Source organism: Kribbella sp. NPDC000426 (genome assembly GCF_040300265.1).
Classification (GTDB): domain Bacteria; phylum Actinomycetota; class Actinomycetes; order Propionibacteriales; family Kribbellaceae; genus Kribbella.
Genome location: NZ_JBEPDK010000002.1, coordinates 1040425 through 1067408 on the forward strand (window position 1 = coordinate 1040425; position 26984 = coordinate 1067408).

17 protein-coding genes are annotated in these 26984 nt (G+C 67.3%); 11 read left to right on the plus strand and 6 right to left on the minus strand.

What is annotated here, in order from left to right; all coding sequences use genetic code 11:
* Nucleotides 1-224: 224 nt before the first annotated feature.
* From ABT313_RS12660 to ABT313_RS12670, 3 genes are read left to right on the plus strand one after another with little or no spacing between them, the layout of a single operon-like run.
* Nucleotides 225-2708, plus strand: coding sequence for a glycosyl hydrolase family 28-related protein (locus tag ABT313_RS12660; protein WP_350851626.1), 2484 nt, complete (start codon nucleotides 225-227; stop codon nucleotides 2706-2708).
* A 47-nt stretch (nucleotides 2709-2755) separates the two neighbouring features.
* Nucleotides 2756-6007, plus strand: coding sequence for a discoidin domain-containing protein (locus ABT313_RS12665; RefSeq protein ID WP_350851628.1), 3252 nt, complete (start codon nucleotides 2756-2758; stop codon nucleotides 6005-6007).
* 43 nt (nucleotides 6008-6050) lie between these two features.
* The gene (locus ABT313_RS12670) at nucleotides 6051-8489 is read left to right on the plus strand and encodes a glycosyl hydrolase family 28-related protein (protein WP_350851630.1); all 2439 of its coding nucleotides are present in this window, start codon (nucleotides 6051-6053) and stop codon (nucleotides 8487-8489) included.
* Nucleotides 8490-8516: 27 nt separating this feature from the next.
* Here the strand turns inward: ABT313_RS12670 and ABT313_RS12675 are convergent, their stop codons facing one another.
* The 6 genes from ABT313_RS12675 to ABT313_RS12700 form a co-directional block, all read right to left on the minus strand.
* On the minus strand, nucleotides 8517-8810 hold the full coding sequence (locus ABT313_RS12675) for a histone-like nucleoid-structuring protein Lsr2 (protein WP_350851632.1): 294 nt from the start codon (nucleotides 8808-8810) through the stop codon (nucleotides 8517-8519).
* Complete coding sequence (locus ABT313_RS12680) at nucleotides 8807-9517, minus strand: amidohydrolase family protein (RefSeq protein ID WP_350851634.1); 711 nt, start codon at nucleotides 9515-9517, stop codon at nucleotides 8807-8809. Before ABT313_RS12680 ends, ABT313_RS12675 begins: the two co-directional genes overlap by 4 nt.
* Nucleotides 9518-9658: 141 nt before the next feature.
* Nucleotides 9659-10924, minus strand: coding sequence for an amylo-alpha-1,6-glucosidase (locus tag ABT313_RS12685; protein ID WP_350851636.1), 1266 nt, complete (start codon nucleotides 10922-10924; stop codon nucleotides 9659-9661).
* A 1-nt stretch (nucleotide 10925) separates the two neighbouring features.
* Nucleotides 10926-12443, minus strand: a complete 1518-nt coding sequence (locus tag ABT313_RS12690) for a DUF3502 domain-containing protein (RefSeq protein WP_350851638.1) — start codon at nucleotides 12441-12443, stop codon at nucleotides 10926-10928.
* A gap of 48 nt (nucleotides 12444-12491) precedes the next feature.
* Nucleotides 12492-13412: a carbohydrate ABC transporter permease gene (locus ABT313_RS12695; protein WP_350851640.1), complete on the minus strand. Its 921-nt coding sequence runs from the start codon at nucleotides 13410-13412 to the stop codon at nucleotides 12492-12494.
* A gap of 23 nt (nucleotides 13413-13435) precedes the next feature.
* Entirely contained in the window at nucleotides 13436-14518 is a 1083-nt protein-coding gene (locus ABT313_RS12700) for an ABC transporter permease (protein WP_350851642.1), read from the minus strand.
* 3 nt (nucleotides 14519-14521) lie between these two features.
* Here ABT313_RS12700 and ABT313_RS12705 point away from each other — a divergent pair, with 3 nt between their 5' ends.
* From ABT313_RS12705 to ABT313_RS12740, 8 genes are all read left to right on the plus strand, one after another.
* Nucleotides 14522-16090, plus strand: a complete 1569-nt coding sequence (locus ABT313_RS12705; RefSeq protein ID WP_350851644.1) for an alpha/beta fold hydrolase — start codon at nucleotides 14522-14524, stop codon at nucleotides 16088-16090.
* Nucleotides 16087-18018, plus strand: a complete 1932-nt coding sequence (locus ABT313_RS12710) for a DUF8034 domain-containing protein (RefSeq protein WP_350851646.1) — start codon at nucleotides 16087-16089, stop codon at nucleotides 18016-18018. Before ABT313_RS12705 ends, ABT313_RS12710 begins: the two co-directional genes overlap by 4 nt.
* A gap of 12 nt (nucleotides 18019-18030) precedes the next feature.
* The gene (locus ABT313_RS12715; RefSeq protein WP_350851648.1) at nucleotides 18031-19029 is read left to right on the plus strand and encodes an aldo/keto reductase; all 999 of its coding nucleotides are present in this window, start codon (nucleotides 18031-18033) and stop codon (nucleotides 19027-19029) included.
* A 189-nt stretch (nucleotides 19030-19218) separates the two neighbouring features.
* Nucleotides 19219-20586 (plus strand): ABC transporter substrate-binding protein, encoded by a 1368-nt coding sequence (locus ABT313_RS12720; RefSeq protein ID WP_350851650.1) that lies wholly within the window; start codon nucleotides 19219-19221, stop codon nucleotides 20584-20586.
* An 89-nt stretch (nucleotides 20587-20675) separates the two neighbouring features.
* On the plus strand, nucleotides 20676-21506 hold the full coding sequence (locus ABT313_RS12725; RefSeq protein ID WP_350851652.1) for a carbohydrate ABC transporter permease: 831 nt from the start codon (nucleotides 20676-20678) through the stop codon (nucleotides 21504-21506).
* Nucleotides 21503-22384: a carbohydrate ABC transporter permease gene (locus ABT313_RS12730; RefSeq protein ID WP_350851654.1), complete on the plus strand. Its 882-nt coding sequence runs from the start codon at nucleotides 21503-21505 to the stop codon at nucleotides 22382-22384. The genes ABT313_RS12725 and ABT313_RS12730 overlap by 4 nt, the downstream gene beginning before the upstream one ends.
* A 19-nt stretch (nucleotides 22385-22403) precedes the next feature.
* Complete coding sequence (locus ABT313_RS12735) at nucleotides 22404-25256, plus strand: glycoside hydrolase family 9 protein (protein ID WP_350851656.1); 2853 nt, start codon at nucleotides 22404-22406, stop codon at nucleotides 25254-25256.
* A 20-nt stretch (nucleotides 25257-25276) separates the two neighbouring features.
* Nucleotides 25277-26938, plus strand: coding sequence for an FAD-dependent oxidoreductase (locus ABT313_RS12740; RefSeq protein WP_350851658.1), 1662 nt, complete (start codon nucleotides 25277-25279; stop codon nucleotides 26936-26938).
* The last annotated feature ends 46 nt before the right edge of the window (nucleotides 26939-26984 follow it).

The following is a 26984-nucleotide window of genomic DNA, read 5'->3' on the forward strand; positions in this document are numbered from 1 at the left end:
AGTGCTCAACTCTGCGCACATCACCACGAGTCGCCCGGGCCATCAGCACGCGGGCGGCAGAAGCAGGCGCACCCGCAATCACGTCGCATCGTGAATCGATGCAATCCGGCTCTGAATCTATCATTCAGACACACTGCCTGTTAGATTCCGTCACGGTCGGAACGGATGTCATCCCGGCGATCCGCGGTGTCTCGGGGTCGCGCAGCTCTTACAGGAGGTCCCCCATGCATGACCCCAATCCAGCGGATTCCGCCGAGCCGGACGGTGCGGCGCAGCCCGGTCCGTCGCGTCGAAGCTTCTTGGTCGGGACCGGGCTGGTGGCCGGTGCTGCGGTGCTCGCCGGTCCCGGTCGCCTGGCCTCGGCGGCCGCGACTCCCAACACCGCGGCTGACGGCAGTGCGCCCGTTCTCTATGCAGACCAGGTGCGCAGTGTGCGGCCCGGCGAAGTCCTGTCGCTGGCCGGCTCCGGGCTGACGTCCGGCGTACTGATCGAGCTGTGGCTGATCCCCGATGACACGAGTGCGCCGGCGAGCCTGGCTGCCGTACCCGCGACGCCGCCGAGTGGGTCGGTGAGCCTCACCGCGACCGATCCAGAAGGCGACAACGTCGTCATCACGGTTCCCGCGACCACGACCGACGGCGCGTACGCCGTCTATGTCTCGGGCGACTCCGGGTCCACCTGGTCGGTGCCGCTGGTGCTGAACGCTGCGCAGCCCTGGTACCTCGACCAGCCGACCTCTGCACCCGGCGACGTCGTGACAGTGATCGGCCCGAGCGTCGCCCACTCCGCTCCGACCGCGAAGACGCCGCAGGTGTACCTGCGTAGCCCCAGCGGCACTCTGATCCCGGCCCCGGTGAGCGTGACCAGTGACTATGAGCTGGCGTTCACGCTTCCGAGCACGTTGGCTGTCGGCAGCTACACCGTCCTGGTGTCCAACGGCCTCGGCGGCCACTACGGGTACGACGCGTCGTTGACGCTCACCGTCGCGGCGGCCGCGGCCTCACCCACCACCAGCTACGACATCGTCGCCGACTTCGGAGCCGATCCGTCCGGCGCCCACGACTCCACGACCAGCATCCAGAACGCCCTCGACGCCGCCGCGGCGGCGTCGAGCGGCGCTCGCGTGCTGTTCCCGGCCGGCAGCTACGCCATCAGCTCCAAGCTCACGCTGGGCGCCGGCTCCGGCGTGATCGAAATCGTTGGCGCCACCACCGGCACCACCACGGTGCTGATGAGCGACAGTTCAGTCTTCAGCCCGACGGTGACGCCCGAGACGTCGGTCGACTTCTTCGGGTGCAACGCGGGCGACGACCACGGCATGCTGTACCTCGCGCCCTCCACGCACCCGGTCAGGCTGACGGGGATCGGGTTCGGCAGCAACGGCAAGCGCCCGGTCATCCTCGAGATCGACGGCCGCACCGGCACTATGGTCACCAACTGCAGATTCGTCGGTGACAGCTATCCCGAGAACATCTGGTTGTACGCCGGAGTGTGCTCGATCCTGGTCCAGAACACTCGTGGCCTGCGCGTCGCGAACTGTTCGTTCACCTGCAACAAGGGCATCTATTTGAGCAACGTCGTCGACACCCGCGTCGAGGACAACACTTTCGCGATCTACTTCCCCCGGCTCCCGACCGATCCGGCGACCAAGAACGGCCAGGTCGACAACGACGGTATTCAGGTCTGGGGAGCGCGGCGACTGACTATCAGGCGCAACCAGTTCACGCGCGGATCGAGCACGTATCACTACGCACGCGCAGTCCAGACCGGCGCGGTCAAGCTGTGGGCGACCACGTGGGGTCCCACCGACGCCTGCGGTGTGCAGGACGTGCTGACGGCCCATAACACCGTGGACTCAGCAGGCGAGCCGGGCAAGAACAATGGCGAGGCCATGGTCGGCGACGGCATCAAGGTGCCGACCGGTGGCGGCGCCCTGACGGCAGTGGACTCGGCAACGAGCAACACCGTCACGCCGAGCGGCGCCACCTTCACCCTCCACACCCTGACCGACCCGGTCGGCTCGTACGTGTTCGTGGTCGCCGGGACCGGCGCCGGCCAGATCCGCCGCGTGGTGGACAACACCGCCACAACGCTGACTGTCGAGTACGACTGGGAGGTCGTGCCGGACACTACGTCGGTCGTCGTGGTCCAGAATGTGCACGCCAGGCAGCTGTTCGTCCACAACACGATCACCGCCTGCAGCAAGTACGTCGGCAACTACGGCCCGTCGGTGCTCAGCGTCGTGGCCGGCAACACCGTGGACAGCACCGGCGCTCCAGGAACCGTGTCGACGATGACCGGCGCAGGCTTCTTCAGCATCTACGGCGTGGACAGTAACGGCGCCTACAACAGTCAGCCGTCCTTCTACAACGTCGTCGCCGACAACCAGCTGACAGGCGCCGACGCGTTCCTCAGCTACCAGAACTACGCCAAGGGCGCTGTTCCTGCGGCACCGCTGGTACGCGGCAACGTCGTCGCGCGCAACACTGCGTCCGGCGTCACCCAGACCGTGGCGCTTGCCGACTCGACCCTCGGCGGCAGCCCGGCCGCCACCTGGGGTCGCTACAACGCGATCGTCAAGAACGAACTCGGTAGCGGTGTCACCTACCAGGCCGCCGTCGACGGCCGCTTCGACCACACCGTCTACCAGGGTGCGACGTCCGAGCTCGCCAGCGGCGGTACCAACCCCGTCGTCGTGCCGGGCTGACGCCGAGCTCTTTCCCCCGATCCAGTTCTTCCCGCCTGAGGAGCAGCATGCCCGAGGTACAACGACGCGATTTCATGAAGCTTGCCGCGGCCAGCACGGCTGGTGCCGTACTGCTGAACGCCCTTCGGCAACCCGATGCGGGCGCCGCGACGGCAGGTCCGAATCGGCAGCGACTGGAGGGCCGCAGCGTTCGCCTGGAGTGGCAACGCGACCAGCAGGGCTGGCGGCTCGACCAGCTGCAACTGCGTTCGAGCGGCCGCTGGCGGTCGGTCTTCACACCTTCCGGTGAATGTGGGCTGTGGTGGTCCACCGATCCGGCCGTGCCGACCATCGATGACGCGCGCCGGCTCGGCGTCGGCAGCACGGTACGGTTCTGGCCCGAGATCGGCAGCGCGACGAAGGACGCCGTCACGTTCAGCAGCAGCCAACCCACCGGTGAATACAAGGTGGCGTGGGCGATGGACGACGACGATGTCGTGGCCGCCGTCCAGTTCACGCCGACCGCCGACGGCTGGTATTCGGTGACGAGTCCGACGCTGGGCACGTTGGCCGACCGCGACCTCGGCTGGGGTGTCGTCCCCGGGTACTGGAACTCCTCGACCATCGAGAGCGACGACGAACTGGCCTTCCGCTACCAGTTCGGCGTACCGACGGCCCCAGCGCTCGCGACCGAGGCCAGCACGACCAGTCTGGTCGCAATCCTGCAACAACGGCAGGAGCAGGTGAGCCTCGGCGTCGTCGCCGATCCGAGTTTGGCTCGCGATCCCTGGGCCAAGGACAAGATCACTCAGTCGACCTGGCACGTCGGTACGTCGCTGCGCACCACCGGCGGCGTCCTCGGCCCGACCATCGCGTCGCCCGTCCTCGGGCAGGAGGGATCCTGGTTGACCGCGGGCCAGACTGTTGTTGCGACGTTCCGGTACATCGTGCGGCCCACGGGCTGGTACGAGGTGAACCGCTATGTGTCCGAGCTGATCTATCCGGTGGGTGAGTACCTGAAGCTGGCGCATGCAACCGACTCGCTCACCCATCGCCTCAACCGCATGCACGATTTCCTGGTCTCGCCACAGTCCCAGTGGCACACCTGGACATACAACGGAATCACGTTGGGTGCGGAGAGCGGGAAGCTGTCCGACGTCGGCGCCATGTGGATGCTGGACGCGCTCACCACCGATCCGGTGATTCACAACGACCGGCTGCCGTACGCGCGTAACTTCAAACTGGCCCAGCAGCAGACGGCCGGTGGACCGTTCCAGGGCGCCGCGCTCGGCGAGTACTTCAAGAACGACGGCTGGATCACCGACAGTGAATGGGTCGGGCTCGACGCAGCCTACGTCTCACCGATCTTCACCACGTTCTACACGCTCGCCGACATGGGGAACATCGCACTGTTCACCCCGGACGACACCGAGGTCCACGACCGGTTGCGGCTGGCCGCCGATCGGCTGCTGACGTGGCAGAAGCGGGACGGCAGCTTCGACATCGGTTACGTCCGCGACGATCCGCAGACACTGCAGTATCCGGAGCTGACCGACTACCGCGCGACCTGGTACGGATTCGTCGCGGCCTATCGCGTTCTGGGTGATCGCAGGTACCTGGCCGCGGCCCGCCGCGGGGCGGACTGGTTCATCCGTACTGCGGTTGCCACCGGCAACTACCTCGGGGTCTGTGACGACGCCGTCCTGGTCCGCGACTTCCAGGTGATCTTCGCTGCGCAGGCGCTGCTCGATCTGTACGACCTGACCGGTCACCGTCCCTATCTGGACGCGGCTGTCACCGCGGCGCGGGTCTACACCCAGCACATCTACAACCATCCGGTGGCGACGACCGCGACCAAGACGTTCAACGGGCCGACGGTCGAGGACTGGCAGCTGAGCCAGGCCGGGCTCAACTTCGAGCACGCCGGCTACTTCGGCAGCGCGAACGGCGCCGGCCCGATTCTGCTCAGCAGCCACGCCGGATCGTTCGTCCGGTTCTACGAGCTGACCGGTGACGCGCATTTCTTGCTGCTCGCCCGGGCTGCGGCGCGCGGACGTGACGCGTTCGTCGGCGCGACGAGCGGCATCCCGTCCTACTACTGGTCGGCCGGCAATGGTGGCTCGAGCGTGTTCCCGTGGCACGGCTGGTGGCACATCGGCTGGGTCGTCGACTATCTGCTCTCCGAGGCGCACCTGCGAAGCGGCGGCAAGGTCGACTTCCCCCGTGGGTTCTGCACGGCCAAGGTCGGCTCGCACCGCCCGGCCGGTTTCGCTCCGGGCAAGGTGTACGGCGACGCCGTCGAGCTGTGGATGCCGCGCACGCTGGTGACCGGTGACCAGCCCGATGTGGACTGGCTCACCGGCCGCTCGGCGGACGGCCGACGGATCTACCTGGTCGCATTGAACCAGCGCTCAGTGGCCACGACAGCCACTTTCACGCTGGATCCCCGCGGGGTCGAGCCGGGCAAGCTCGCCACCTGGGGGCAGTGGACCGCCGAGGCCGGCCGGATCACCAAGACCGCAGACGACGGATGGCAGCTGAAGCTCGAGCCCGACGGCATCGCGGTCTTCAGCGTGGCAATCACGCTCACCGACGACCCGGCCGGCCCGGCACTGCGGTCGTACTCCGTCGACGGCCCGTACCGGACGCCGACCGTGACCTGGTCGTACTACGCGGCCGAGACGAGCTGGGTCCAGTGGCGCGCATCGGAGGGCGATACCTGGAACGACACCGCCGTACACCAGGGCTACGCACTCCATCAGGCGCTCGACCTGAGTTCGGTGAGCGCGCCGGCGACGGTGCAGATCCGCGTCGCAACCCAGCTCGCCGACGGTACGCCGGTCTTCACGGAGCCATCGAACTGGAACGTCCCGTTGCAGTACGTGCCGACCGGCCCGAACCTCGCACTTGACCGGCCCGTCACCGTGAGCTCGACATACACGCCGGCGTACACCGGCGACAAGGCGGTCGACGGCAACCGGACCGACTCGGCCAGCCGGTGGCTGTGCAGCCTCGACGACAGCGCGCCGATGATCACCATCGAGCTCGCGGCGGCGACGACCCCGAAGCTGCTGCGCATGTTCAGCGGACCTGGCGCGGCGCAGGTCGTCGTGTCGTTCGTGGTGCAGGGCCGGACCCCCGCCGGCGACTGGCAGCAGGTCGGCACGGTCACTGGCAACACGCTCGCCACCACCGACGTTGCGCTGACCCCGCTGGACACCGACACGATCCGGGTCGTCTTCAGCCAGAAGTCGCGCGACCCCGTGGACGTGGTCCGGGTCTTCGAGATCGAGATCTACGACGCAGTCCGGACCGTCTAGGACAACAGCGACCACACCGACCCACGTTCGAAGGAGAAACACGATGACTTCCGATCCCCTGCCCACACCGGGCGCTGCGGTCGCCGGTCCGAGCCGGCGTCGTTTCCTCGGCACCTCCGGCGCGATCGTCGCCGGCGCTTTGGCCGGTGGCGTGCCCGCCGGTGTCTGGTCACCCCGGCCGGCCGACGCCCGACCGACCGAAACCGCTCCGGTGCTGTACCGGCGCCAGGTACGCTCGGCCAGCCCCGGCCAGGTGTTCGGTGTGAGCGGCGCAGGCTTCGCGACCGCCGCTCAGGCCCGGGTCTGGCCGCTGCGTGGCCGCGACGCGAACGGTGTGCCCGCCCAGCCACCCCACGACGCCAGCCCGCTCGACGTTGTCGGAGTGACGGCCGACGCCGTCGTCCTCCGCGCGCCGGCCGGCCGCACCGAAACCGCCTTCGCGGTGTACGTCTCCTCGGGTGACGGCCGCGCGTGGTCACAGCCGTTCCTGGTGAACACGCCCGACCCGTGGTACCTCGACATGCCCACAGCGAGCGCCGGGGACGAGGTCACCGTCTACGGCAACGACCTGCAACTCGGTTCGACGAGGCCCACTGTGACGCTGACGCGTCACGGACTGACCCGGTCGGCCACAGTTCTCAAGGCCGACCGCTACCAAATCCGGTTCGAGGTGCCGAAGGGGCTGAACGGCGACTGCACCGTCCAAGTGTCCACCGGTCCGGCCGGGGCTCGGGTGACCTCCAGCCTGCGGCTGCCGGTGATAGCCCGTACTGCTGCCCCGCGACACGAGATCGACGCCGTTCGCGACTATGGGGCCGACCCGGGCGGACAGCAGGATTCGACGGCCGCGTTGCAGGCCGCGCTCACCGCCGCCGCGCAGGCCCGGGGCGGTGCCCGGGTCCGGATCCCGGCCGGGACCTACACCCTGACGAGCAAGCTGCGGCTCCCGAACGGCAAGGGCCCGATCGTCGTCCAAGGCGCCGGTCAGGATCGCACCAAGCTGCGGATGAGCGCCGATGTGGAGTGGTCCACGGACCTGCCCCGGAACGCGCCGACGGACATGTACGCGGTCGACAGCGCCGACGACTACGGCATGCTCTACCTCGCGCCAGGTGATACACCGACCGAGGTCCGTGGGCTCGGATTCGACACCAACGAGCGCCGCATGGTCGCGATCGAGCTCGACGCTCGCAACAACGCGACCATCGCACAGGTCACGGTCGAGAACCCCTTGTATCCCGACGATGTGTGGCTCTACGTCGGCACCTTCGCCATCTTCGGGCAGAACCTGCGCAACCTCACGATCGAGCAGTGCGACCTGCACGCGGGCAACGGCGCGTTCTTCGTCGCCGTCACCGACGTACGCGTCCAGGACAACACGTTCCGGCTGGTGTACCCGCGCAATCCCACCGACCCGAACAACCCTGAGCACCAGGCCGACAACGACGGCGTCAAGGTCTGGGGCGGGCGACGGCTGACCGTACGTCGGAACCGCTTCGGACGCGGCTCCGACGAGTTCTACTACGCGCGCGCCGTGCAGACCGGCGCACTGCGGTTGCCGTCGCAGGTGGCCGGAGTCGAGGACGCCTGCGGAATCGAGGACTGCTACTACGGCGAGAACCTGATCGTCGATGCCGGACAACCGGCCGGCAACTGCGGTGAGGCGCTGGTCGGCGACCAGATCAACTCGGCACAGGGCGGCCGCCGCCCGCTCCCGGTCTCGGCCGCCACGTCGACAACCATCAGCACCACCCTGGTCGAGTTCGTGATGGACGATGCCAAGCTCGATCCGATCGGCACGACAGTGATCATCCTGGCCGGCACCGGAGTCGGGCAGCTGCGCAAGGTGGTCGCCAACACGGCGACCACCTTGATCCTCGACGAGCCGTGGGAGGCCGTGCCCGGCACGGATTCGGTCTTCGTCGTCTGCGCTACTCAACAACGTGAGCTCTACGTGAACAACACCATCCGGAGTACGCCGAAGTACGTCGGGAACTACGGTGCGAGTGTGCTCTGCATTGCCGCCGGCAACGACTTCGACTCCGCCGGTTCGGTGAACGCCAATCCGCCCGGCTTCGACTGGACCGGGGTGTCGTTCATCAGCGTGATGGGCGGCAAGGACTTCCCGGTGATCGACGTCAGCTTCTACAACCAGGTCCGCGACAACCGGATCACCGGCGGCCTGGCGACGTTGATGTACGACGACTTCACCACGCTGTCGCCGTCGTTGCCGCCGCAGCCGTTGATGCGCGGCAACGTGCTGGCCGGCAATCGGGTGAGCAACGCCGCCTCGGCGGTGCGGCTCGGCACTCCGTACGTGATCACTCAGCCGGTCGGCGTGATGGCAGAGCTGACGGTGGTCACCGGCAACACCGGCCCGGGCACGGTGAACACAGTCCAGGACATTCCGTGGAACCACACCGTGTACGACGGTCCGGCCGGGGCCTTCACCGACGCCGGGACGAACTCGATCATCGCCTGATCGACCTCGTCGCCGGGCGGCGCCGATTCAGCGCGCCGCCCGGCGACGTACGTAAGCCTCGCGGATCTCCGTCCGCAGCCGGCCCCGGTCAGCAACGTCGTAACCGTTGGCCCGAGCCCAGGTCCTGACGGTCTTCGCGGTCGGACAGCAGTGGCAACACTCCGGCGCGGTACCGCGCTCCGTCGGCACCCGCCGGCCCGCCCGCACGAACGGCGAGAGGACCTTCCGGAATGCGTCGGCATCCTTGCTGGTCAGGTCGACGTCGTAGGTCTGACCGTCGAGAGCGAAGGTGACCGTCTCGACGATGTCGTCGCCCGTCATCCGACGGGCGGGCGTTCGGCGAGACGGAACACCTCGCGAGCGGTACCGGCGAGCACACGCTCAAGGTCAGCCGGCGGACAGTCGGTCAAGGCGGCGCGCACCGTATCGATCGCAGCCGCCCAACTTCCGCCGGTCAGGCAGACCGGCCAGTCGGAGCCGATCATCGTTCTGCCCGGACCGACGATGTTGACGGCGTGACGGACCACCTCGACTCGCCAAGAGGCCGGCCCTGTGATTTGAGTCAGGATGCCGGACAGCTTCACAGAGACACTCGGCAAGGCGGCCAGGTCCTTGAGTCCATCCACCCACCGCTCAAGCAAGTCCGAGGGCTGGGGAGCGGCCGGCGGCCCAGCCAGATGATCGAGCACGACTGGGACGTCAGGCCCGAGTGTCTCTACCAGCTGGCCAACCTGCTCGAACTGCTCCGGCGAGCAGTTCACCTCCAAGGCCAGTCCGTGCTCACCGAGTTGCCCGCGCACGGTCTGGACAGCAGAGATCAGCCGAGCGTCCAGTCGCTCGCGGAGTCCGACAAGGTAGTTGCCGTGTGGCCCGCTGATCAGCGCCTTAATCCTGCCCCCGGCCCCAGGACACTGGAGGTTCGCGGTCCCGACAACGCCGGCTACGGAAGGGTCGGTGACAGCAAGACTTAGCAGATCGGAGGTCTCGGCAGGATCGCCTCGGCCGGCCTCCACCAGGATCACCGACACCGAGACATCCAGGTCAATGGATCGACGCAGATCTGCGAGCCGGTACGGCCGTCGCAGTACGCCCGTCAACCATGGGTAGCCGGCGGTCGGGTCCCACACGTGGACATGTGAGTCGATCAGGTCCATCGGCATGGCACGCGGTCAATCGAGCGCTGTCGGATCGACTCCCGCCTCGAGGTCATCGAGCACCCGCCGGGCGAGCAGGTTCCAGCTGATGAAGCCGGGGTTGAACAGTGGAGCGCCGGTGTCGGCGTGGTACGACTCATGGATGGTGCCGTTCGCTCGCAGGTCGTCTGCCATCAGGTTCACCAGTCGGGAAGCCACCCGCACGGCCTCGGTGCGGTAGCCGTAGCGGGCGAGCCCGTAGCAGGTCAGGAAGGTGCTCAGCCCCCAGACCGGCCCCTGCCAGTTGGACGGATCAGCCATGGCGACGTTGTTGTACATGGGCTCGTCGGCCGCCATCGAGCGAATCCCGAACCCGGACAGGTACCGGTGTGGGTCGAGGACATGCTCGGTGATCAATCGATCGGCGAGAGCCGGTTCCGCAACGCCGGTCCACAACGGGAACAGACAGCCCCAGGTACCAACCTGAAGCGGGACCTCCCAGGTGACCTTCTGATGGGTGGTCCGGTGCAGCTCGGACAGGTCGAGATGCCGGTAGGTGCCGGCCCGCTCGTCCCACATGAAGGCGTTGATCGCCTGGCGCAGCAGCTCCGCCTCGCGACGGTACTCCCCCGCGCCGGTCATCCCGAGCAGCTCGGCCAGGGCTGCCATCGAGTCCAACTCCCGCACGTGGAAGCAATTCATGTCCACCAGGCCGACCGTCGCGCCGAACCGTCCGTAGATCGCCGGATCGTTGTCGATCCCGGAACCCGATTCGTCGGTCCAGCGGTACAGCCCGCGCCGCCCTGAGCATTCCCGCCGGTGCCAGTCCCGCGTGGCGACCAGCGCCGGCCAGTACGGCGCGAGCCACTCCTCCGTGCCGGTACGCCGTACCGCGGCCAGCGCCCACTGCGCGTGGATCGGCTGGCCCATGTGGTCGTAGCTCGCAGTACCGTCGGGCTCGACCAGTGAGGCCGCGCGGCCGTCGGCCCGGATCGCTTCGAGCAGGATCCGCAGCGATCCCACGAAGTGGTCGAGATGCTGCGGCGGGAGCGCCAGCCCCGTGAAGTACGCGTCCCACGTCCAGACCGAGTCGTAGATCGCTCCCGGCGCGATGTAGGGGTAGTCCAGCGCCGGACTCGTACGCAGCGTGTCCGCCACCATCTCGTCCAGCCGCGCGGTGACATAGCTGCGGTCGTCGCCCGGTCGCGGCCGGATGGGGAACGCCGGCCGGGGACGCGGATCGCGTGCCTGCTGTTCCAGGTAGCGATCCATCTCCATGGTCGCTGCGAACGGATCGGTCACCTCAATGGCCGTTCTGCTTGAATGCGTCGAGCTGCTTCTGCGCCTCGGCCAGAACCTTCTGCATCCCCGCATTGTCAAGGGTCTTGAGCAGGGTCGAGACTCCCTTACCGGCGTCCTGCAGTCCGTTCACGACCTGCGGACGGTATTGGCCGAGGGCTGCTGAGAGGGTCGCGATCTGCGTCTTGATCGGCGTGGTGTCCAGGGCGAAGCCGATCGCCTTCGACGTTGCCGCCGTACGGTTCACCTGGGCCTCGGCCTCCCAGCGCTTGTGCTGGGCGTCGTAGACGCTGCGGTAGTAGGCGTTGAACTGGTTGCCGAACACCCAGTCGCTGTTCGGGTTCCACTTGCTGCTCCCCGCGCTCTGACCGGGCGGGAATCCCACGACACCGAGGCTCTCGTCGGTGAACGCCCAGTGGGTCCCTTTGATCCCGAAACAGATGGTGTTGTAGAAATCCTTGTCCGAGTTCAGCATCTCCAGGAACTGCACGGCATTCTCGGGATTCGCCGCATGGCTGTTGATCCCGGTGAGGGTCGCACTGGCCCCGTCGGTGTTCAGCAACGGCGTCGGCACCAGCACCTTGCCGACCGTCGGGAACCCGAACGCCTGCGGGTTGCTCGGTCCGGTCTGTCCCGCTATCACGGCCACCTTGCCACCGGCGTTCTGCGCCGCCGCGTCCGCGTCCGACAACGGCGACGAGACCGCGTAGCCAGCTTCGTGCCAGCGCCTGCTGACCTCAGCGGCAGCCTTGAACTCAGCTGTGTCATACATGTTGAAGACGTGCAGGTTCTCGTCGTCGTAGCGGACCGCCAGGCCGTAGGCGCTGGCGACCGGGTCCCAGCCGAAGAGCTCAGGCTGGAAGATCGTGTTGTTCCCGACGCTGTCGGTCGCCCACGGCACGATCCCGTGCTCGCGCTGCTTGATCGTGGCCAGGAACGGCTCGAGCTCTTCGTAGTGCGCGATCGACGCGACGTCGAAATGGTACTTCTCGGCGAGCTTCTGCTGAGTGACGAATCCCCACAGTTTCGGGAACCGCTGCTGGTTGATGGCGCCGTAGATCTTTCCGTCGACCCGCACCGCGTCCCAGGTGGACTTGGCCATGCTGCCCCACAGCGTCGGGGCGTGCTTCGGGAGCAGGTCGTCCAAGGGGAGCAGGCTCTTCGCGGCCGCCAGCCGGTAGTAGTCAGTGGCCCACGGCGCGGTGAAGAACATGTCACCGAGCTGCCCGGCCGACGACTTCAGAGTCATCGCCTGGGTATAGTTCTGCACCGGCTGCAAGGAGACGGTGAAGGTCTTGCCTTTCGCCTTCAGCATCGCGTTGAGCGCGTCGGCCACCGCGGTGGCGTCACTCTCGTTCGGGTTGCCGAGGAACTGGTAGCTGACGACACCGTTGCCGCCGGCACCGGACTTCGGGGACGAGCTGCACGCCGCCAGCGACGGCACGCCGAGGGCCGCCAGACCGGCGCCGAAGGCAACCTTCCCGGAACCGGACAGGAACGACCGGCGAGAGACCACTGTCATTTGAATCCTCCTGCTGAAGGGCGCGCGCACCAGGCCGCGTCGAGCTGGTCAATCCTTCAATCCGCCGAGCGCGATGCCGCGGATGAGGAACCGCTGGATGAAGAAGAACGCTGCGACGATCGGACCGATCGCCAGTACGGCGACCGCCATCCGCACCGTCTGGATCGGAATCGCGATCGTGGTGCCGGCCAACTGTGAGTTCGACGCCGCGAAGTCGATGTTGGTCAGAATGCGGTACAGATACAGCTGCAACGGGGCGAGCCGGTCGTCGGTGATGTAAAGCAGCCCGAGCCACCAGTCGTTCCAGTACAGGAGCATCACGAACAGCCCGACGGTGGCCAGGGCCGGCTTCGACAGCGGCAGCACAATGCCGGTGAACACCCGCCATTCGCCCGCTCCGTCGATGCGCGCCGCATCCATGATGTCCTTGGGCAGCTGCGCGAAGTACGTCCGGAGCAGGAGCAGGTACCACGGCGTCACGACGTACGGCAGGATCAGCACCAGCACGGTGTTCTGCAGATGCAGGTACTGGGTGATGAGGATGTACGTCGGGACCAGCCCGCCGTTGAAGATCATCGTGAAGAGCACGTAGAACGACAGCGGGCGGCGCAGCCGGTAGTCGTTACGGGACAGGGTGTACGCCAGCATCGACATGATCGTCAGCGAGAGGATCGTTCCGGTCACGGTCACCAGGATCGAGACGCCGTACGCCTGGACGATCTTGCTCGGATCGCCCAGCACATAGCGATAGGCGGTGGTACTGAACCGCTGCGGCAACGGCGAGTAGCCGTGATCAGTGATCGCGGACTCGCTGGAGAACGACGCCGAGATCACGATGATCAACGGCGTAACGAAGCCGAGCGCCACGATCACCAGGCCGCAGTGGATCGCCAGGCGGCGCAGGTCGAATGCGGGCGCGGATCGCCGCACGGGGCGGTGCACCTTCGCCGGCGCCGTCTCGAGCACCACGATGGCCTCCCTCCTTGCTGAGTTCAGAACAGGGCGTCGGCACCGCGCCGGCGGACCAGCCAGTTGGCAGTCACGACGAGCACGAATCCGACGAAGGACTGGTAGAGACCCGCGGCCGCGGCCATGCCCACATCACCGATCGAGGTCAGCGACCGATAGACGTAGGTGTCGATCACGTCGGTGGTCGGGTAGAGCGTCGTGCTGTTCTGGGTCACCTGGAAGAACAGCCCGAAGTCGGCGTTGAAGATGTGGCTGAGCGAGAGCAGCACGTTGATCACGATCAGCGGGACGAGCAGCGGGAGCGTGATCTGCCGGATCTGCTGCCACCGGGAGGCTCCGTCGATCGACGCGGCCTCGTAGTACTCCGGGCTGATCGAGATGATGCCGGCCAGGTAGACGATGACCCAGAACCCGACGCTCTTCCAGACTTCCACGACCGTCAGAACCAGCGGCCACCAGTTCGGCGCGTTGTACCAGTCGACGCCCGAGGCTCCGAAATGGCGGAGCAGGTGGTTGACGATCCCGGTGTCGGCGTTCAGGAAGGTCAGCACGAAGTTCGTGATGACCACGTAGGACAGCACGAACGGAAGGAACATCGCCGACTGGTAGACCTTGCCGAGCCACGGCGCGCGGTCACGGATCTCGTTGAGCAGCAGGGCCAGACCGATGGAGATGACCAGATTGGCGACGATGAACAGGGAGTTCATCACCACCGTGTTGCGGGTGACGCGGAGGGCGTCGCCGTTGGAGAACAAGAAGTGGAAGTTCTGCAGCCCGACCCACGGGCTGTGCAGCACTCCGTCATAGGTGTTGTAGTTCTTGAACGCCAGAACGATTCCCGCCATAGGCAGGTAGTTGAAGACGAGCAGCGCCACCAGGGCGGGCGCGCCCATCAACAGCAGCGTCAGGTCTCGTTGCCACGAGCCCCGGTTTCTGCGGCGCCGATATGATCGCGTGCGATCCGGCGGCAGTGCCTCGACCGACTCCGGGCCGTCGGGGGCGCCGTCGGTCAGCACAGACGTCGTGGGCGGTCCGAGCGCACCAGACATGCTCTTCGCCAACCCTTCCTGGATCAAAATTTCCTGTCCGTCGTCTGTTATATTCATGGAATGAGCCTCCTTCGTCAAGCGCCGCTTCGTGGCACGAGGTCCGCCGCCCTCCAACGCATCCGGTCGGCGCTGCCCACCCTGACGCCCGCAGAGCAGCGGGTCGCCGAACGCATTCTGGCCAACCCCGGCGAGGCGATCGCCTTGTCCATCGGGGAAATGGCGCAGGTCTGCGGCGTTGCCCAACCAACCGTCTCGCGGTTCGCCCGCAGCGTCGGCTTCGACGGTTATCCCGCGGTGCGCCTGGACATCGCCCACGACTTCGCCAACGACTCCGAACCGGCGACGACCGACCGTCAGCCCGGTGCGGCGGAGCAGATCGCGCTGGACGCCGCGATCCCCGCCCTGGCAACGGCACTGCGGACGGCGTCCGCAGTGGAGATCTGGACCGCGCCCGACCTGGCGTTCGCCGGCGAGCTGCTGGAGACATCGCTACGTGAGCTGTCGGTGCCGGCGTCGTGTTCGGCGATCCCGGCGCACTGGTCCCGCCGTGCGGCCGGGCTGCCGCCGCAATCCGCAGTACTGCTGCTCTCGTCCGACAGCGAGCACATCGCCTGGAGCGAGGCCTCCACCGCCGCCCGCGACGCCGGGGCGACGCTGATCTCCGTCACGCAGCGGTCCACCCGCGCGCAGAATCGCCAGGTCGACGTCTTGCTGACAATTCCGGAGACTGGCACGGTCGAGCTCGCCGGGCTGGCCGCGGTCGAGGCGATCACTGCGGCAGTGCGGGAGGCATCGCTGTTCGCAGGCCCTCCCGGCCCCGCGTCCCCGTGGCGCGGATGGCCGCATCAGCGCGAGGTGATGATCCCGACGCCCGGCGATCCGCTGCCTGTCGTTGTGCTCGAGCAGGCCGACCAGAGCCCGGATCGCGGTCTGTGCATCTTCTTCAACGGGATGGGCACGACCAAGGAGGAAGCGCTCCCGGGTAGCACCGGGGATCGCATCGCGCCGTCGATCGTCGCCGGTTTGCTGAACTGCGGCTATCACGTCGTCGTGGTCGACAACCCGGCTCACGGCGTCCGCAAGCGGGTCTGGGAAGACACCGCGGAACTGCTGACCGCGGACTTCGCTCTGGATGAGCCGGCGCTGCTCGGTCAATCACGCGAGTTGGCGACCGCCCTCGTCGACGGTGTACTCGCACTCGGGCTGACGGCAGACACCGACCGGATCGCGGTTGTCGGTCAGTCCTGGGGCGGACTGCAGTCGATCCTGTCGATGTGCGGCGATCAGCGCATCGCCTGCGGGGTGATGATCATGCCGGTCTGCGACGCCGCCAATCTGGGCTCGTTCCAGGAACTCGCCGATCAGCCAGGCGCGGCCGCCGGCCGAGTCGGACCCGGTGAGGCGGCCCTCTTGGCTCCACGCCCGATCCTGCTGGTGAGTGGGGCCGACGACGAGATCGCGACCGATGCCGATGCCGCCGCGTTCGCTCGCAGCCTGGCCGGTGCCTACAGCCGGCGCAAGGCGAAGGCGAACCTGCAACACGTCACGCTGGCCGGGGTCGGTCACGTGTTCGACGGGCAACAGGTCGAGCACGCCGCGCGCTGGCTCGCCGCACATCTCCCGGCATGACCTGGCGGCCGGCGCTGACGGTGGTCGGCGACCTCCCGCTGGGGCCTCCCCCGACCTGGGCGGTGCTCGAGCGGGACCTCCTGGAAACACAGGACAAGGCGTGGCGGGTCTTCAGCGCGCAGTGCACAGCGCCGAACGGCAGTCTTCCGTTCGTCGACCGCGGCCAACTGACGTCCCGCGACGCCGGTGACGACTTCTACGAGGCGTTCTTCAACTGGCCGACGCTGTATCTGCTCAGCGGCTCGGCCGACCTGTTGACCGCCGCGAAGCACCACTGGAACGGCGTCACCACCCAGCTCGCCGAGCTCGGCCGGGTCGACCACGAATACGAGATCGGCTACGACTGGTTCCACCAGGGCGAGGGCAACCTGTTCTTCTACGGGCTGTGCCTGGCAGATCCTCAGGATCCGCAGTTGATCGAGCGGGCAGCCCGGTTCGCCGAGCTGTACACCGGCGGCCAAGCCGGAAATTACGACGCCAACCTCAACATCATCCGGGCACCGCACACCGGCAGCGGTGGACCGCGCTGGGGTCTGACCGACGCGGAGCCGAGCTACGCGTGGGATCCGGTCATGCAGCGCTACGGCCTGCCGATCGACTGGCTCGGCGTTGACTCGGTCGACCAGCTCAAGGACCCCGCATCCGCCCGGATGATGGGCGAGCAGATGCGCGACCGGATGGGCCGCGGCGACGCCGTCGTGAACCTGGCAGCGACCAGCCTCGTCCTGAACGCCTACCTGATGACCGGCGAGCGGTCCTTCGCCGACTGGGTCGTGCGATACACCGACGGCTGGTGGAAACGGGCCGCCGGCAACAACGGCGTACTCCCCGACAACGTGGGGCTTTCGGGCCGCGTCGGGGAGTACCTGGACGGCCGTTGGTACGGCGGCAACTACGGCTGGTCGTTCCCGCACGGCATCGGCAGCGTCGGCGCCGCAGCCGTTGTCGCCGCGCAGAACGCGGCACTGCTCACGGGCGATCGTGGCTACTGGCAACCAACTCGCAGGGCGTTCGAGCTGGTCCTCGACCAGGCAAGCATGCAGCCGCTGACCAACGTGGTCGAGGACTGGCGGACCGAGGTAGCGCGACGGCTCGGCCTCGACGAGGACGCCGAGACGCTACTGGTGCCGACCCGGCTCGCCGACGGGGGTTGGTTCGACCCGCTGCCGCCCCCGGTGAACCTACTGACCGCGCTCTGGCACGGCAGCCGGGAAGCAACAGATCTCGAGTGCCTCAACACTCTGCGCGCCACCTCTGGCTACGACTGGGCGGTGACACTGCCGTTCCGCAACAAGGGTGAGGACGGACACGAACAGCCGTGGCTGGCGTACCTCGCCGGTGCGTACCCGGGCTATCCCACGGACGCGCTGCGGACCGCCCTCGCGATCGTGGCCCACCGTCTGGCGCTGATCGAGGCCGACGACTCCGATCCGGGCGAGATCCCCGACTCGCACTACCAGAAGCTCAACCCGGTGGTCACCGAAGCGCTGCTCCAGTTGTGCTGTGGCGCGCCGCAGGTCGTCTACAACGGCGGCCTGCTGCAACTCGCCGTCCGCTACTGGGATGCTGTGGCACGCCGCCCCGGGCTGCCTACCGACGTGGCAGCGCTCGTGTTCGCGCTCGACGACACCGGGCTCGGCATCGAACTGGTCAATCTGTCCCTGCACGGCACTCGCGAAGTCCTCCTGCAATCGGGAACCTTCGCTCAGCACCTCATCGAGTCGGTGCGCTACGACCGTCGCGACAGCGACTATCCAGGATCGCCGTACGTCGAGTTCGCGCCACGAGTCGACACGATCACGCTCGAACATCACGTCGCCGGCCGATACCTCGCCGTACAGCTGCAGCCGCGTTCCCGGGTGCGGCTGCGGCTCACCGTGCGGCTCGATCGGCTGCCGCCGACCTACTCCGCTCCCTGGGACCTCTGAGAGGACGCGATCATGTCCGATTCCGCAACCGCTTCTCCACGCATCACCCGGCCGCTGCCGGTGCTGAGCCAACTCGGACTCGGAACCGCCACCTTTGGCTGGCTGTACGAGCCCGTCAGCGCAGCCCAGGCCGCGGCGACCGTGCACCGCGCGCTCGAGCTCGGCATCACTTACCTCGACACTGCGCCGGCGTACGGCCTCGGTGCGGCGGAATCCAAGACCGGGGCCGCATTGCACGACGTCGACCCCGGCCAACTCGTCGTCTCGACGAAAGTCGGTCGCGTCCTGGAGCCCTTGCCCGCCACCGCTGCACAGAATGATGCGTATCCCGGAGCACCCCAGCTGCACGCCGTCGACGCCTGGACCGAGGACGGCATCCGTCGATCGCTCGAGGACAGCCTGGTTCGGTTGGGTCTCGACCGCGTCGACATCGCCTACATCCACGACCCGGACAACAACGAACAGGACGTCTACGACACGGCCTTTCCCGCCCTTGCCCGCCTACGAGACGAGGGTACGGTGCGGGCCATCGGAGTGGGCATGAATCAGTCGGCCATGCCGACCCGTTTCGTCGAGCGACTGGACCTTGACGTCGTCTTGCTGGCCGGCCGGTACACATTGCTCGAACAGGGCGCACTCGATGACCTCCTGCCCACCTGCCTCACCCGGGGAACCCGAGTCGTGATCGGCGGGCCGTTCAACAGCGGCTTGTTGGCAAGCCCTACCGAGTCGGCGCACTACGACTATGGCCCAGCTCCGAGGGCCTTGCTCGAGCGGGCCCAGGCGATACGTCGTGTCTGCGCCGGCCACGGTGTGCCGATCACCGCCGCGGCGCTGCAGTTCCCCCTCGGGCACCCGTCTGTCGTCAGCGTGCTGGCAGGAATGCGCACACCCGCCGAAGTTGAGCAGAACGTGGCCGCCTTCGCCACCGAGGTTCCGGATGCGTTGTGGGACGATCTTCGGGCCGAAGGTCTGCTCCGGCCCGACGCGCCCCCCGGCAAGCCCGTCTGACACACCTGCTCCCGCCAGGCGCGCCACTGCTGCGGAACTCGTTCCGGGCCACAACACCGGGCAGGGAAGGTCCGCAGTGGGCGGTTTCACGCACCAGCGTCAGAAGGTCTTGCAGGTTGTATGGTAGCACCTTAGCATGCTGACGGGGTTCGGCCCGCGGATCCCGGACTGAGGTTTCAGGAGGTCGGCATGCAACTGACCCGTCGCACAGTGCTCATCGGTGGACTTGCCGGAGCGGCAACGCTCGCGCTGCCAGGGTGTGGGAACAAGGGGTCCGGCTCGTCCGGCGACGGCACCACCATCTCGGTGATGGGTCTGCCGCCGACGACGAATGCAGCGACACGGCAAGCATTCCTCGACCAGGTCGCGGCGTTCGAGAAAGTGAACCCCACGATCCACCTCGAGCCCTCGGACGCGCCGTGGGACGTCAAGACGTTTGCTGCGAAACTCGCCGGCGGCAAGGCGGAGGCAGTACTGCGGATTCCGCTGACCGAGCCGCCGGGCCTGATCGACCGCCAACAGGTGGCCGACATCACCGCCGAGGCGAAGGCGCTCCCGGCATTCGCCGACTTCGACCCCAAGGTGATGGCGACGCTGACCCGGGACGGAAAGGTCTACGGGCTGCCGGAGTCGATGTACAGCCTCGGGCTGATCTACAACCGCACGCTCTTCAAGCAGGCAGGGCTGGATCCGGACAATCCGCCGAAGACCTGGGACGAGTTCCGCGCCGCAGCCAAGCAGATCGCCGAGAAGACCGGTCAGGTCGGCTACGCGCCGATCACGACCAACAACAGCGGAGGGTGGCATCTCACCGCCATGACCTACGCCAACGGCGGGGTCATGCAGAAGACGGTCGACGGCAAGCCGGTCGCCGCGTTCAACGACGCCCCGACGCTACAGGCCCTGCAGCTGCTCAAGGCCATGCGCTTCGAGGACAACTCGCTCGGCACGAACATGTTGCGCAAGTCCGAAGACGTCGCGCCCGACTTCGCGGCCGGCAAGGTCGGCATGTGGATCAACGGCACCACGACGTACAACAGCTTCATCACCCGTTTCGGCGGCAAGGCCGTGGACTTCGGGGCGAGCGTCCTGCCGCAGGGTGCGGGCAACGCGACGCTGCTCGGCGGCACCGTCGAGCAGATCACGGCCCGGGCGGACGACGCACAGCGAGCGGCCGCGATCAAGTGGATCGACTACGAGTACGTGCGGCCGAACTTCGACCCTGATGCTGCGGCCGCCGTCGCCAAGGCACAGGCAGCGGACAAACTGCCGGTCGGTATTCCGCTGGTCCCGGTGTTCGGACAGGCGATCGTCGACAAGGTCAATGCGGCCATCGCGCCGTACGTCAATGTGCCGGTCGCGCAGTTCAAGCCGTACGTCGAGGGCACGAAGACGCTCAAGTTCGTGCCGGAGCCGGCAGTCGCGGCGCAGGATGTGTATGCGGCTCTGGACCCGGTGGTCCAGGCTGTCCTGACAAAACCGGACGCCGACCCGGCGAAACTGCTGGCCGCCGCGAGCGACCAGGTGGACGCGATCCTGCAGCAGCAACAGTCCTGATGGCGGTCTCTGTCCGGACGGCTGCTGCCCCCAGGGCGGTGACGCGAAGCAAGACCGGCAGGCATTGGCGACCGCGGCTCACGGGACTGGTGTTTCTGCTGCCTGCCCTGGTGGTGTTCGGCTACTTCTCCTGGTGGCCGATCATCAGCAGTCTGCTGCTCAGCCTGCAGAAGACCAACCTGGTGACCGCGACCTGGGTCGGGCTGGACAACTTTCACCGCGTCTTCATGGACCCGGTCCTGCCCATCGCCGTGCGGAACACGCTGTGGTTCTTCGTGCTGTCGTTGCTGATCGGGTTCCCGATCCCGTTGCTCCTGGGCATGATCGGATCCGAGCTGCGCCGCACCGGCGGGCTGTTCCGGGTGCTGGTCTACCTGCCGGTCGTCGTACCGCCGGTGGTGTCGGTGCTGTTGTGGAAGTGGTTCTACAACCCCGGCTCCGGCTTGTTCAACCTGGTGCTGGACAAGATCGGCCTCGGTCCCTTTCCCTGGCTGCAGGACGCTTCCTGGGCGATGCCCAGTCTGGTGTTCGAGGCGACCTGGGCGGGTTTCGGCGGCTCGGTTCTGATCTATCTCGCTGCGCTCGCGGGGGTTCCGTCCGAGCTGTACGAGGCGGCGGAGATCGACGGGGCGTCCGTGCCGCAACGGACATGGCACGTCATGCTGCCGCAGATCCGGGGCGTCATCCTGCTGTTGCTCCTGCTCCAGATGATCGGTGCGCTGCAGATCTTCACCGAGCCCTACGTCATGACCGATGGCGGGCCGGCCAACGCGACGATCACCGTGCTGATGCTCATCTACCGCTACGCGTTCCTGCGCAGTGACTACGGGGCGGCGGCCGCGCTCACCGTGCTGCTGGTCGTTGCCCTGGGCCTGCTTTCCGCGATCTACCTGCGACTCACCCGGAGGTGGAGCGCATGACCGTCAGCGACCGGCAGTTGATCTCGGCTGCCGACCTCCGCCGCCCGGGGTTCCGCGTCGGCTGGACCGCCGGCCGGATCGTCGTACTGGTTGCCGCGATCCTGGCCGGTGCCGGACCGCTGTTCTGGACCGTCCGCAGCGCTTTGTCGTCCACCCAGGAACTGCTCCGCGATCCGCTGGCGATCTGGCCGAGCCGGACCGAGTGGCACAACCTGTCCGATGCCTGGTCGTCACTCGAGATCGGCCGGTACCTCCTCAACACGCTCGTGCTGGTCGGCGGTTCCTGGCTGAGTCAGATCGTCGTCGCCACCACAGCCGGATATGCCCTGTCAGTACTGCGTCCTTGGCTCGGCCGGGTGATCTACGTTGCGATCCTCGCAACGCTGTTCGTCCCCGGGACCGTCTCCATGGTTGCGCTGTACCTGACGGTGCTCCACGTCCCCGGCCTCGGTATCGATCTCACCGGGACGCCGCTTGCGGTGTGGCTACCGGCCGGCGCGCACGCCTTCAACGTATTGCTGGCCAAACAGTTCTTCGACGGGATTCCGCGTGAGCTGTTCGACGCTGCCCAGGTCGACGGCGCCGGTCCACTGACGATCTTCTGGCGTCTCGTGCTGCCGCTGTCCCGTCCGCTCATCGCCGTTATCTCGCTGTTGTCGGTTATGTCGGCCTGGAAGGACTTCCTGTGGCCGCTGATCGTGCTCCCCGATCCTGGGACCCAGCCGCTCGCCGTCGCGCTCCCGCGTCTGGCCGACTCCGCGGACCAGGCCCTCTTGCTGGCGGGCATGTTCATCGCGTTCGTCCCGCCGTTGCTGATCTTCATCATCTTCCAGCGTCACATCGTCCAAGGCATCTCGTTCACCGGCCTGAAAGGCTGAACCGGGAAGGAGCGAACCCATGCGGTCCACCGCAACCCGGCAACAATGGGTCGTCCGCGTCGCACTCGCGATGGCCGGGATCCTCACCGTCGCCATCGCCACACCAAGTCCGCCGGCGCACGCCGCAGGCACCGTCACGGAGGTGGTGGTCGACCAAGCCGGCTACAGCGCCGGCGCGTTCAAGCTGGCCCACGTGGTCGCCACCGGAGTACTGCCGGACAACACGTTCCAGGTCCTGTCCGGCAGCACCGTGGTCGCGTCCGGAAGCATGCCCGACCGGGGCAGCACTTGGGGCAGCCGCGTCTACGACATCGACTTCTCCACACTCACCCAGGCCGGCACCTACACGCTGCGTTCCAACGGCGTCTCGTCGTACTCCTTCACGGTCAGCCAGAACATGTGGGACGGCTACAAGGACGAGATGATGGCGTTCTACCGGCTGCAGCGCTCCGGCGAGTCCAGCGCCGATGCCTATCCGTCGGGATACAGCACCGTCGCGCCGTCGGCGAAGGCACTGCACGGCGCCGGACATCTCGACGACGCGGCGAGCGAGGACGGATCGGCCCACTACGACCTCACCGGCGGCTGGTACGACGCCGGCGACTACGGCAAGTACGCCGGTAACCAGTGGGTCGGCGGCGAGATCGCCCTGGCCTATGTACGCCATGCGACGGCGCCGACACTGCAGTTCGACAACGACGACAACGGTGTGCCCGACCTGGTGGACGAGGCACGCTTCGGCAGCGAGTACCTGATCAAGTGGGCGAACGCCTTCGCCGGTGCGCTGTACGACGTACCGCACACCGGGGGCTGGCAGCATCCCGACGCGATCACCGATGGAATCTCCGGTACGGCGGACGACCGCCGCATCCGCAATCTCGGTGTCGGTGGTTCGGCCAAGGCCGCGGGGGCTCTCGCGGCCACCGCCCGAGCGATCCAGGCGGCACTGTCGGGTTCTCACATCGCCGCGGACAAGGTCGCCGACTTCACTGCCTTCGCGGCCGCTTGCCAGACCGCTGCCGTGACCTTCTACAACTACGCGGCGGCCCATCCTGACGGGCCGGTCGGGTCCTATGCGACCGTCGGCGGCCTCCCGAATTCGATGCTGTGGGCGGAGGTCGAGCTGTACCTGCTGACCGGGAACACCGCCTATCAGACCTCCGCGACCGGTCGGATCACGCCGCTGACGTTCGCGGACCTGCGCTCGACCAGCTACTGGGATCTGCGTCCCCTCTCGCTCGCAGAGTTCTATCCCGCGGCAGACACCACCACCCAGACACACATCAAGGACCTGCTGCGGCAACAAGCCGAGTACGCCATGTCGCTCGCCGACGACACGCCGTACGGCGTGCTCGACACGTTCAGCAACTTCGGCGTCAACGAACCACACGCCGCGTACCTGGCCGATCTGGTCCGGTACTACGAACTCTTCGGCGATCAACCCGCGCTGCGCGAAGTACTGCGCGGCACGAACTGGATCTTCGGTGACAACCCCTGGAACATCAGTTGGGTCTCGGGGATCGGCACCGACTACGTCGACTTCATCCACACCCGCCTCGACGAGCAGGCCTACGACCACACCAACACCGGCATCGTGCTTCCCGGCGCGATGGTGAGCGGCCCCAACATCCGCGACCCCCAGGACGTCAACAGCGCGAAGCCCTGGTACCAGGACCGGCCGCTGTGGTCCGACGACGTCCAGCAATGGCGCTACAACGAGCCGAGCATCAGTATCGAGGCCGGATTGATGTACACGGTGATGGCGATGTCCGACATCAACGACGCACCGAGCGGCGGCGGCACCGCTCCGCTCGTCCTGCCGATCACGTCTCCGCGGACCGGCGATCTCGTGACCGGCGACGTCACGGTTCTGGCACAGCCGCCCAGCCAGATGAGCGCGGTCAGCGTCGGCAGCACCCCAATGACCGCCGGCAACGGGGTGTGGTCCGGGACAGTCAACGTGGACGCGTCCGCGCCGTACACGAATCTGCAGCTGCAGGTGCGCGGCACACAGCAGTCCAACGGCCACTACACCTACAGCGGCGCCGGCGTGACCGTCGCGCCCCCGTTGCCGGATCCCGGACATCCCTTGCTGTACGACGATTTCGGCAACGGCGGCACCTGGGGAAGCCAGAACCTCGGCTGGGTGAACTGGTTCAACCAGAGCGGCGGCACCGGCACATACACCCAGACCACAGTCGACGGCCGCACGGTCGGCAGGTTCGCCCAGACGCCGTCCTCGTCGAGCTCCTGGGCGAAGTTCGAGCCGTGGCACGACTACGGAAACTTCGCCGGCTACCGCTACCTCGTGCTGACGATGAAGAATCCGGGCTATCCCGACGCGCAGTACAAGATCAGCCTCAACGACGGCACGACAACTTGTAGCCTCACCGGCGGTCAGTTCCGCAGCGTCGGCACGGCGTGGGCGGACCAGAAGCTCGACATGGACGTCTGCCCGCAGATCGATCGCGGCCGCGCCCATCTCGAACTGTGGCTGCGACAGGCATCCGGCGCCTACGGCGAACTGCTGATCGACCAGATCAGCACGACCGACGACCCCAGCGGCACCGCGCCGACACTGACCGCGGGCAGCGTCTCGCCCACGACCGGCACATCGATCCAGACGTTCACGTACTCCGTTACCTACACCGACGCCGACAACCAAGCGCCGCAGGCGCTCCAGGTCGTCGTGGACGGAGTCATCCACGCGATGACCGCAGTCGACTCCAGCGACACCACCTACTCCGACGGCAAGACCTACCAGTACGCGACGACTCTGCCGAAGGGGATCCATTCCTACTACTTCCGCACCACTGACAGCACCTCGGCCGCTCTCTCGACCGCAACGGTCGCCGCGCCGACGGTGCCCTGACCGGAGGATCCGAACCTTCCATGAACGAACTGCACACCGACATCGCCATCATCGGCGGTGGGCTGGGAGGCGTCGCGGCCGCACTCGCGGCCGCGCGCCTCGGCCGCACCGTCGTCCTGACCGAGGAGACCGACTGGCTGGGCGGTCAGCTGACCTCGCAGGGCGTGCCGCCTGACGAGCATGCCTGGATCGAAGGTCCCTGGAGTTCGCGGAGTTACCGCGCGCTGCGTGAGGGCATCCGGGAGTACTACCGCAGGCACTATCCGCTCGTCCCTTCGGCGTACGCCGATCCGCTGCTCAACCCGGGCCGGGGACTGGTCAGCCGGCTGTGCTCCGAGCCGCCCGTCGCAGTAGCCGTACTTGACGCGATGCTCGCACCGCACATCGCGGCCGGGCTGGTGAAAGTGCTGTACCGGCAGACGCCCGTGGCCGCCGAGGTGGCCGGAGACCGGGTCACGGCAGTGACCGTCAGGTCCAGCACCGGCGCAGACACGACCATCTCGGCTGCTTACGTGGTCGACGCCACCGAACTCGGCGACCTGCTCGAGCTGGCCGGTGTGGAACATGTGATCGGTGCCGAGTCGCAGGACGACACCGGCGAACCGCACGCCCTGCCGGGGCCTCCCAACCCCCTCGACCAGCAGGCCATCACTTGGTGCTTCGCCGTCGAGAACCGGCCCGGCGAGGACCACACGATCGAGAAACCGGAGCAGTACGAGTACTGGCGCAACTACCATGCCGATTTCGTCGCGTTCCCGCCCCTCGGCCTCGCCGACGTGGATCCGGCGGTGCCCGACGTACTGCGGACCTGGCCGCTGTTCGTACCTGATCACGGCAGCGGGCACGACGACGCCTCTTCGAGTCGCTGGAACTTCCGCCGCATCCGAAGCGGGGTGCTGCTCGACCGGCCGTTGAACACTGACGTGACCATCGTCAACTGGTCCCTCAACGACTACTACGACGCGCCCCTGCTCGGCGTGAGCGACGAGGTGCGGCAGCAGGCGCTCGAAGGCAGCCGGGAGCTCAGCCTGTCGCTGCTCTACTGGCTGCAGACCGAGGCGCCCGGTCCGAGCGGCACCGGCTATCCCGGTTTGCGGCTGTGCCCGGAGGTGATGGGGACCGAGGACGGGCTCGCCAAGTACGTCTACGTACGCGAGAGCCGACGGATCCGGGCCGAGTTCACCGTGCTCGAGCAGCATGTCGGCGTCGAGGCTCGTGCCGGGTTGAACGGCCCCGCGCAGTTCGCTGACACCGTCGGCATCGGCGCCTACCGGATCGACCTGCACCCCAGCACCGGTGGCCGCACCTACGTCGACATCGACTCACACCCGTTCCAGATACCGCTTGGCGCCCTCCTGCCGCAACGAGTGGACAACCTGCTGCCGGCCAACAAGAACATCGGCACCACGCACATCACCAACGGCTGCTACCGGCTCCACCCGGTGGAATGGGCGATCGGCGAGGCAATCGGTGCGTTGGCAGCCTTCTGCCTGGACGGCGGCCATCTCGCCCGCGCCGTCCGGGCCGACCCGCGACTGCTCGCCGACTATCAGCGCTTGCTGTCCGATGCCTTCGACGTACCGCTGGCCTGGCCGGAGCCCGTCCGCCGCCGGCCGCTCGCGCTCGCCGACGAGACGCGCGAGTACGCCGAGCCTGCCGGCGCGTCGTCGCTGACGAAGTAGTCGTCGTGGGCGTCCTGCAACGTCGGCAGAAGCCCGAGCACCTCGC

What these genes read in the sequence shown, in the direction of transcription:
- ABT313_RS12660 (WP_350851626.1), top strand. Translation starts at nt 225, where the DNA reads ATGCATGACCCCAATCCAGCGGATTCCGCCGAGCCGGACGGTGCGGCG.
- ABT313_RS12665 (WP_350851628.1), top strand. Translation starts at nt 2,756, where the DNA reads ATGCCCGAGGTACAACGACGCGATTTCATGAAGCTTGCCGCGGCCAGC.
- ABT313_RS12670 (WP_350851630.1), top strand. Translation starts at nt 6,051, where the DNA reads ATGACTTCCGATCCCCTGCCCACACCGGGCGCTGCGGTCGCCGGTCCG.
- ABT313_RS12675 (WP_350851632.1), bottom strand. Translation starts at nt 8,810, where the DNA reads ATGACGGGCGACGACATCGTCGAGACGGTCACCTTCGCTCTCGACGGT.
- ABT313_RS12690 (WP_350851638.1), bottom strand. Translation starts at nt 12,443, where the DNA reads ATGACAGTGGTCTCTCGCCGGTCGTTCCTGTCCGGTTCCGGGAAGGTT.
- ABT313_RS12700 (WP_350851642.1), bottom strand. Translation starts at nt 14,518, where the DNA reads ATGAATATAACAGACGACGGACAGGAAATTTTGATCCAGGAAGGGTTG.
- ABT313_RS12705 (WP_350851644.1), top strand. Translation starts at nt 14,522, where the DNA reads ATGAGCCTCCTTCGTCAAGCGCCGCTTCGTGGCACGAGGTCCGCCGCC.
- ABT313_RS12710 (WP_350851646.1), top strand. Translation starts at nt 16,087, where the DNA reads ATGACCTGGCGGCCGGCGCTGACGGTGGTCGGCGACCTCCCGCTGGGG.
- ABT313_RS12715 (WP_350851648.1), top strand. Translation starts at nt 18,031, where the DNA reads ATGTCCGATTCCGCAACCGCTTCTCCACGCATCACCCGGCCGCTGCCG.
- ABT313_RS12720 (WP_350851650.1), top strand. Translation starts at nt 19,219, where the DNA reads ATGCAACTGACCCGTCGCACAGTGCTCATCGGTGGACTTGCCGGAGCG.
- ABT313_RS12730 (WP_350851654.1), top strand. Translation starts at nt 21,503, where the DNA reads ATGACCGTCAGCGACCGGCAGTTGATCTCGGCTGCCGACCTCCGCCGC.
- ABT313_RS12735 (WP_350851656.1), top strand. Translation starts at nt 22,404, where the DNA reads ATGCGGTCCACCGCAACCCGGCAACAATGGGTCGTCCGCGTCGCACTC.
- ABT313_RS12740 (WP_350851658.1), top strand. Translation starts at nt 25,277, where the DNA reads ATGAACGAACTGCACACCGACATCGCCATCATCGGCGGTGGGCTGGGA.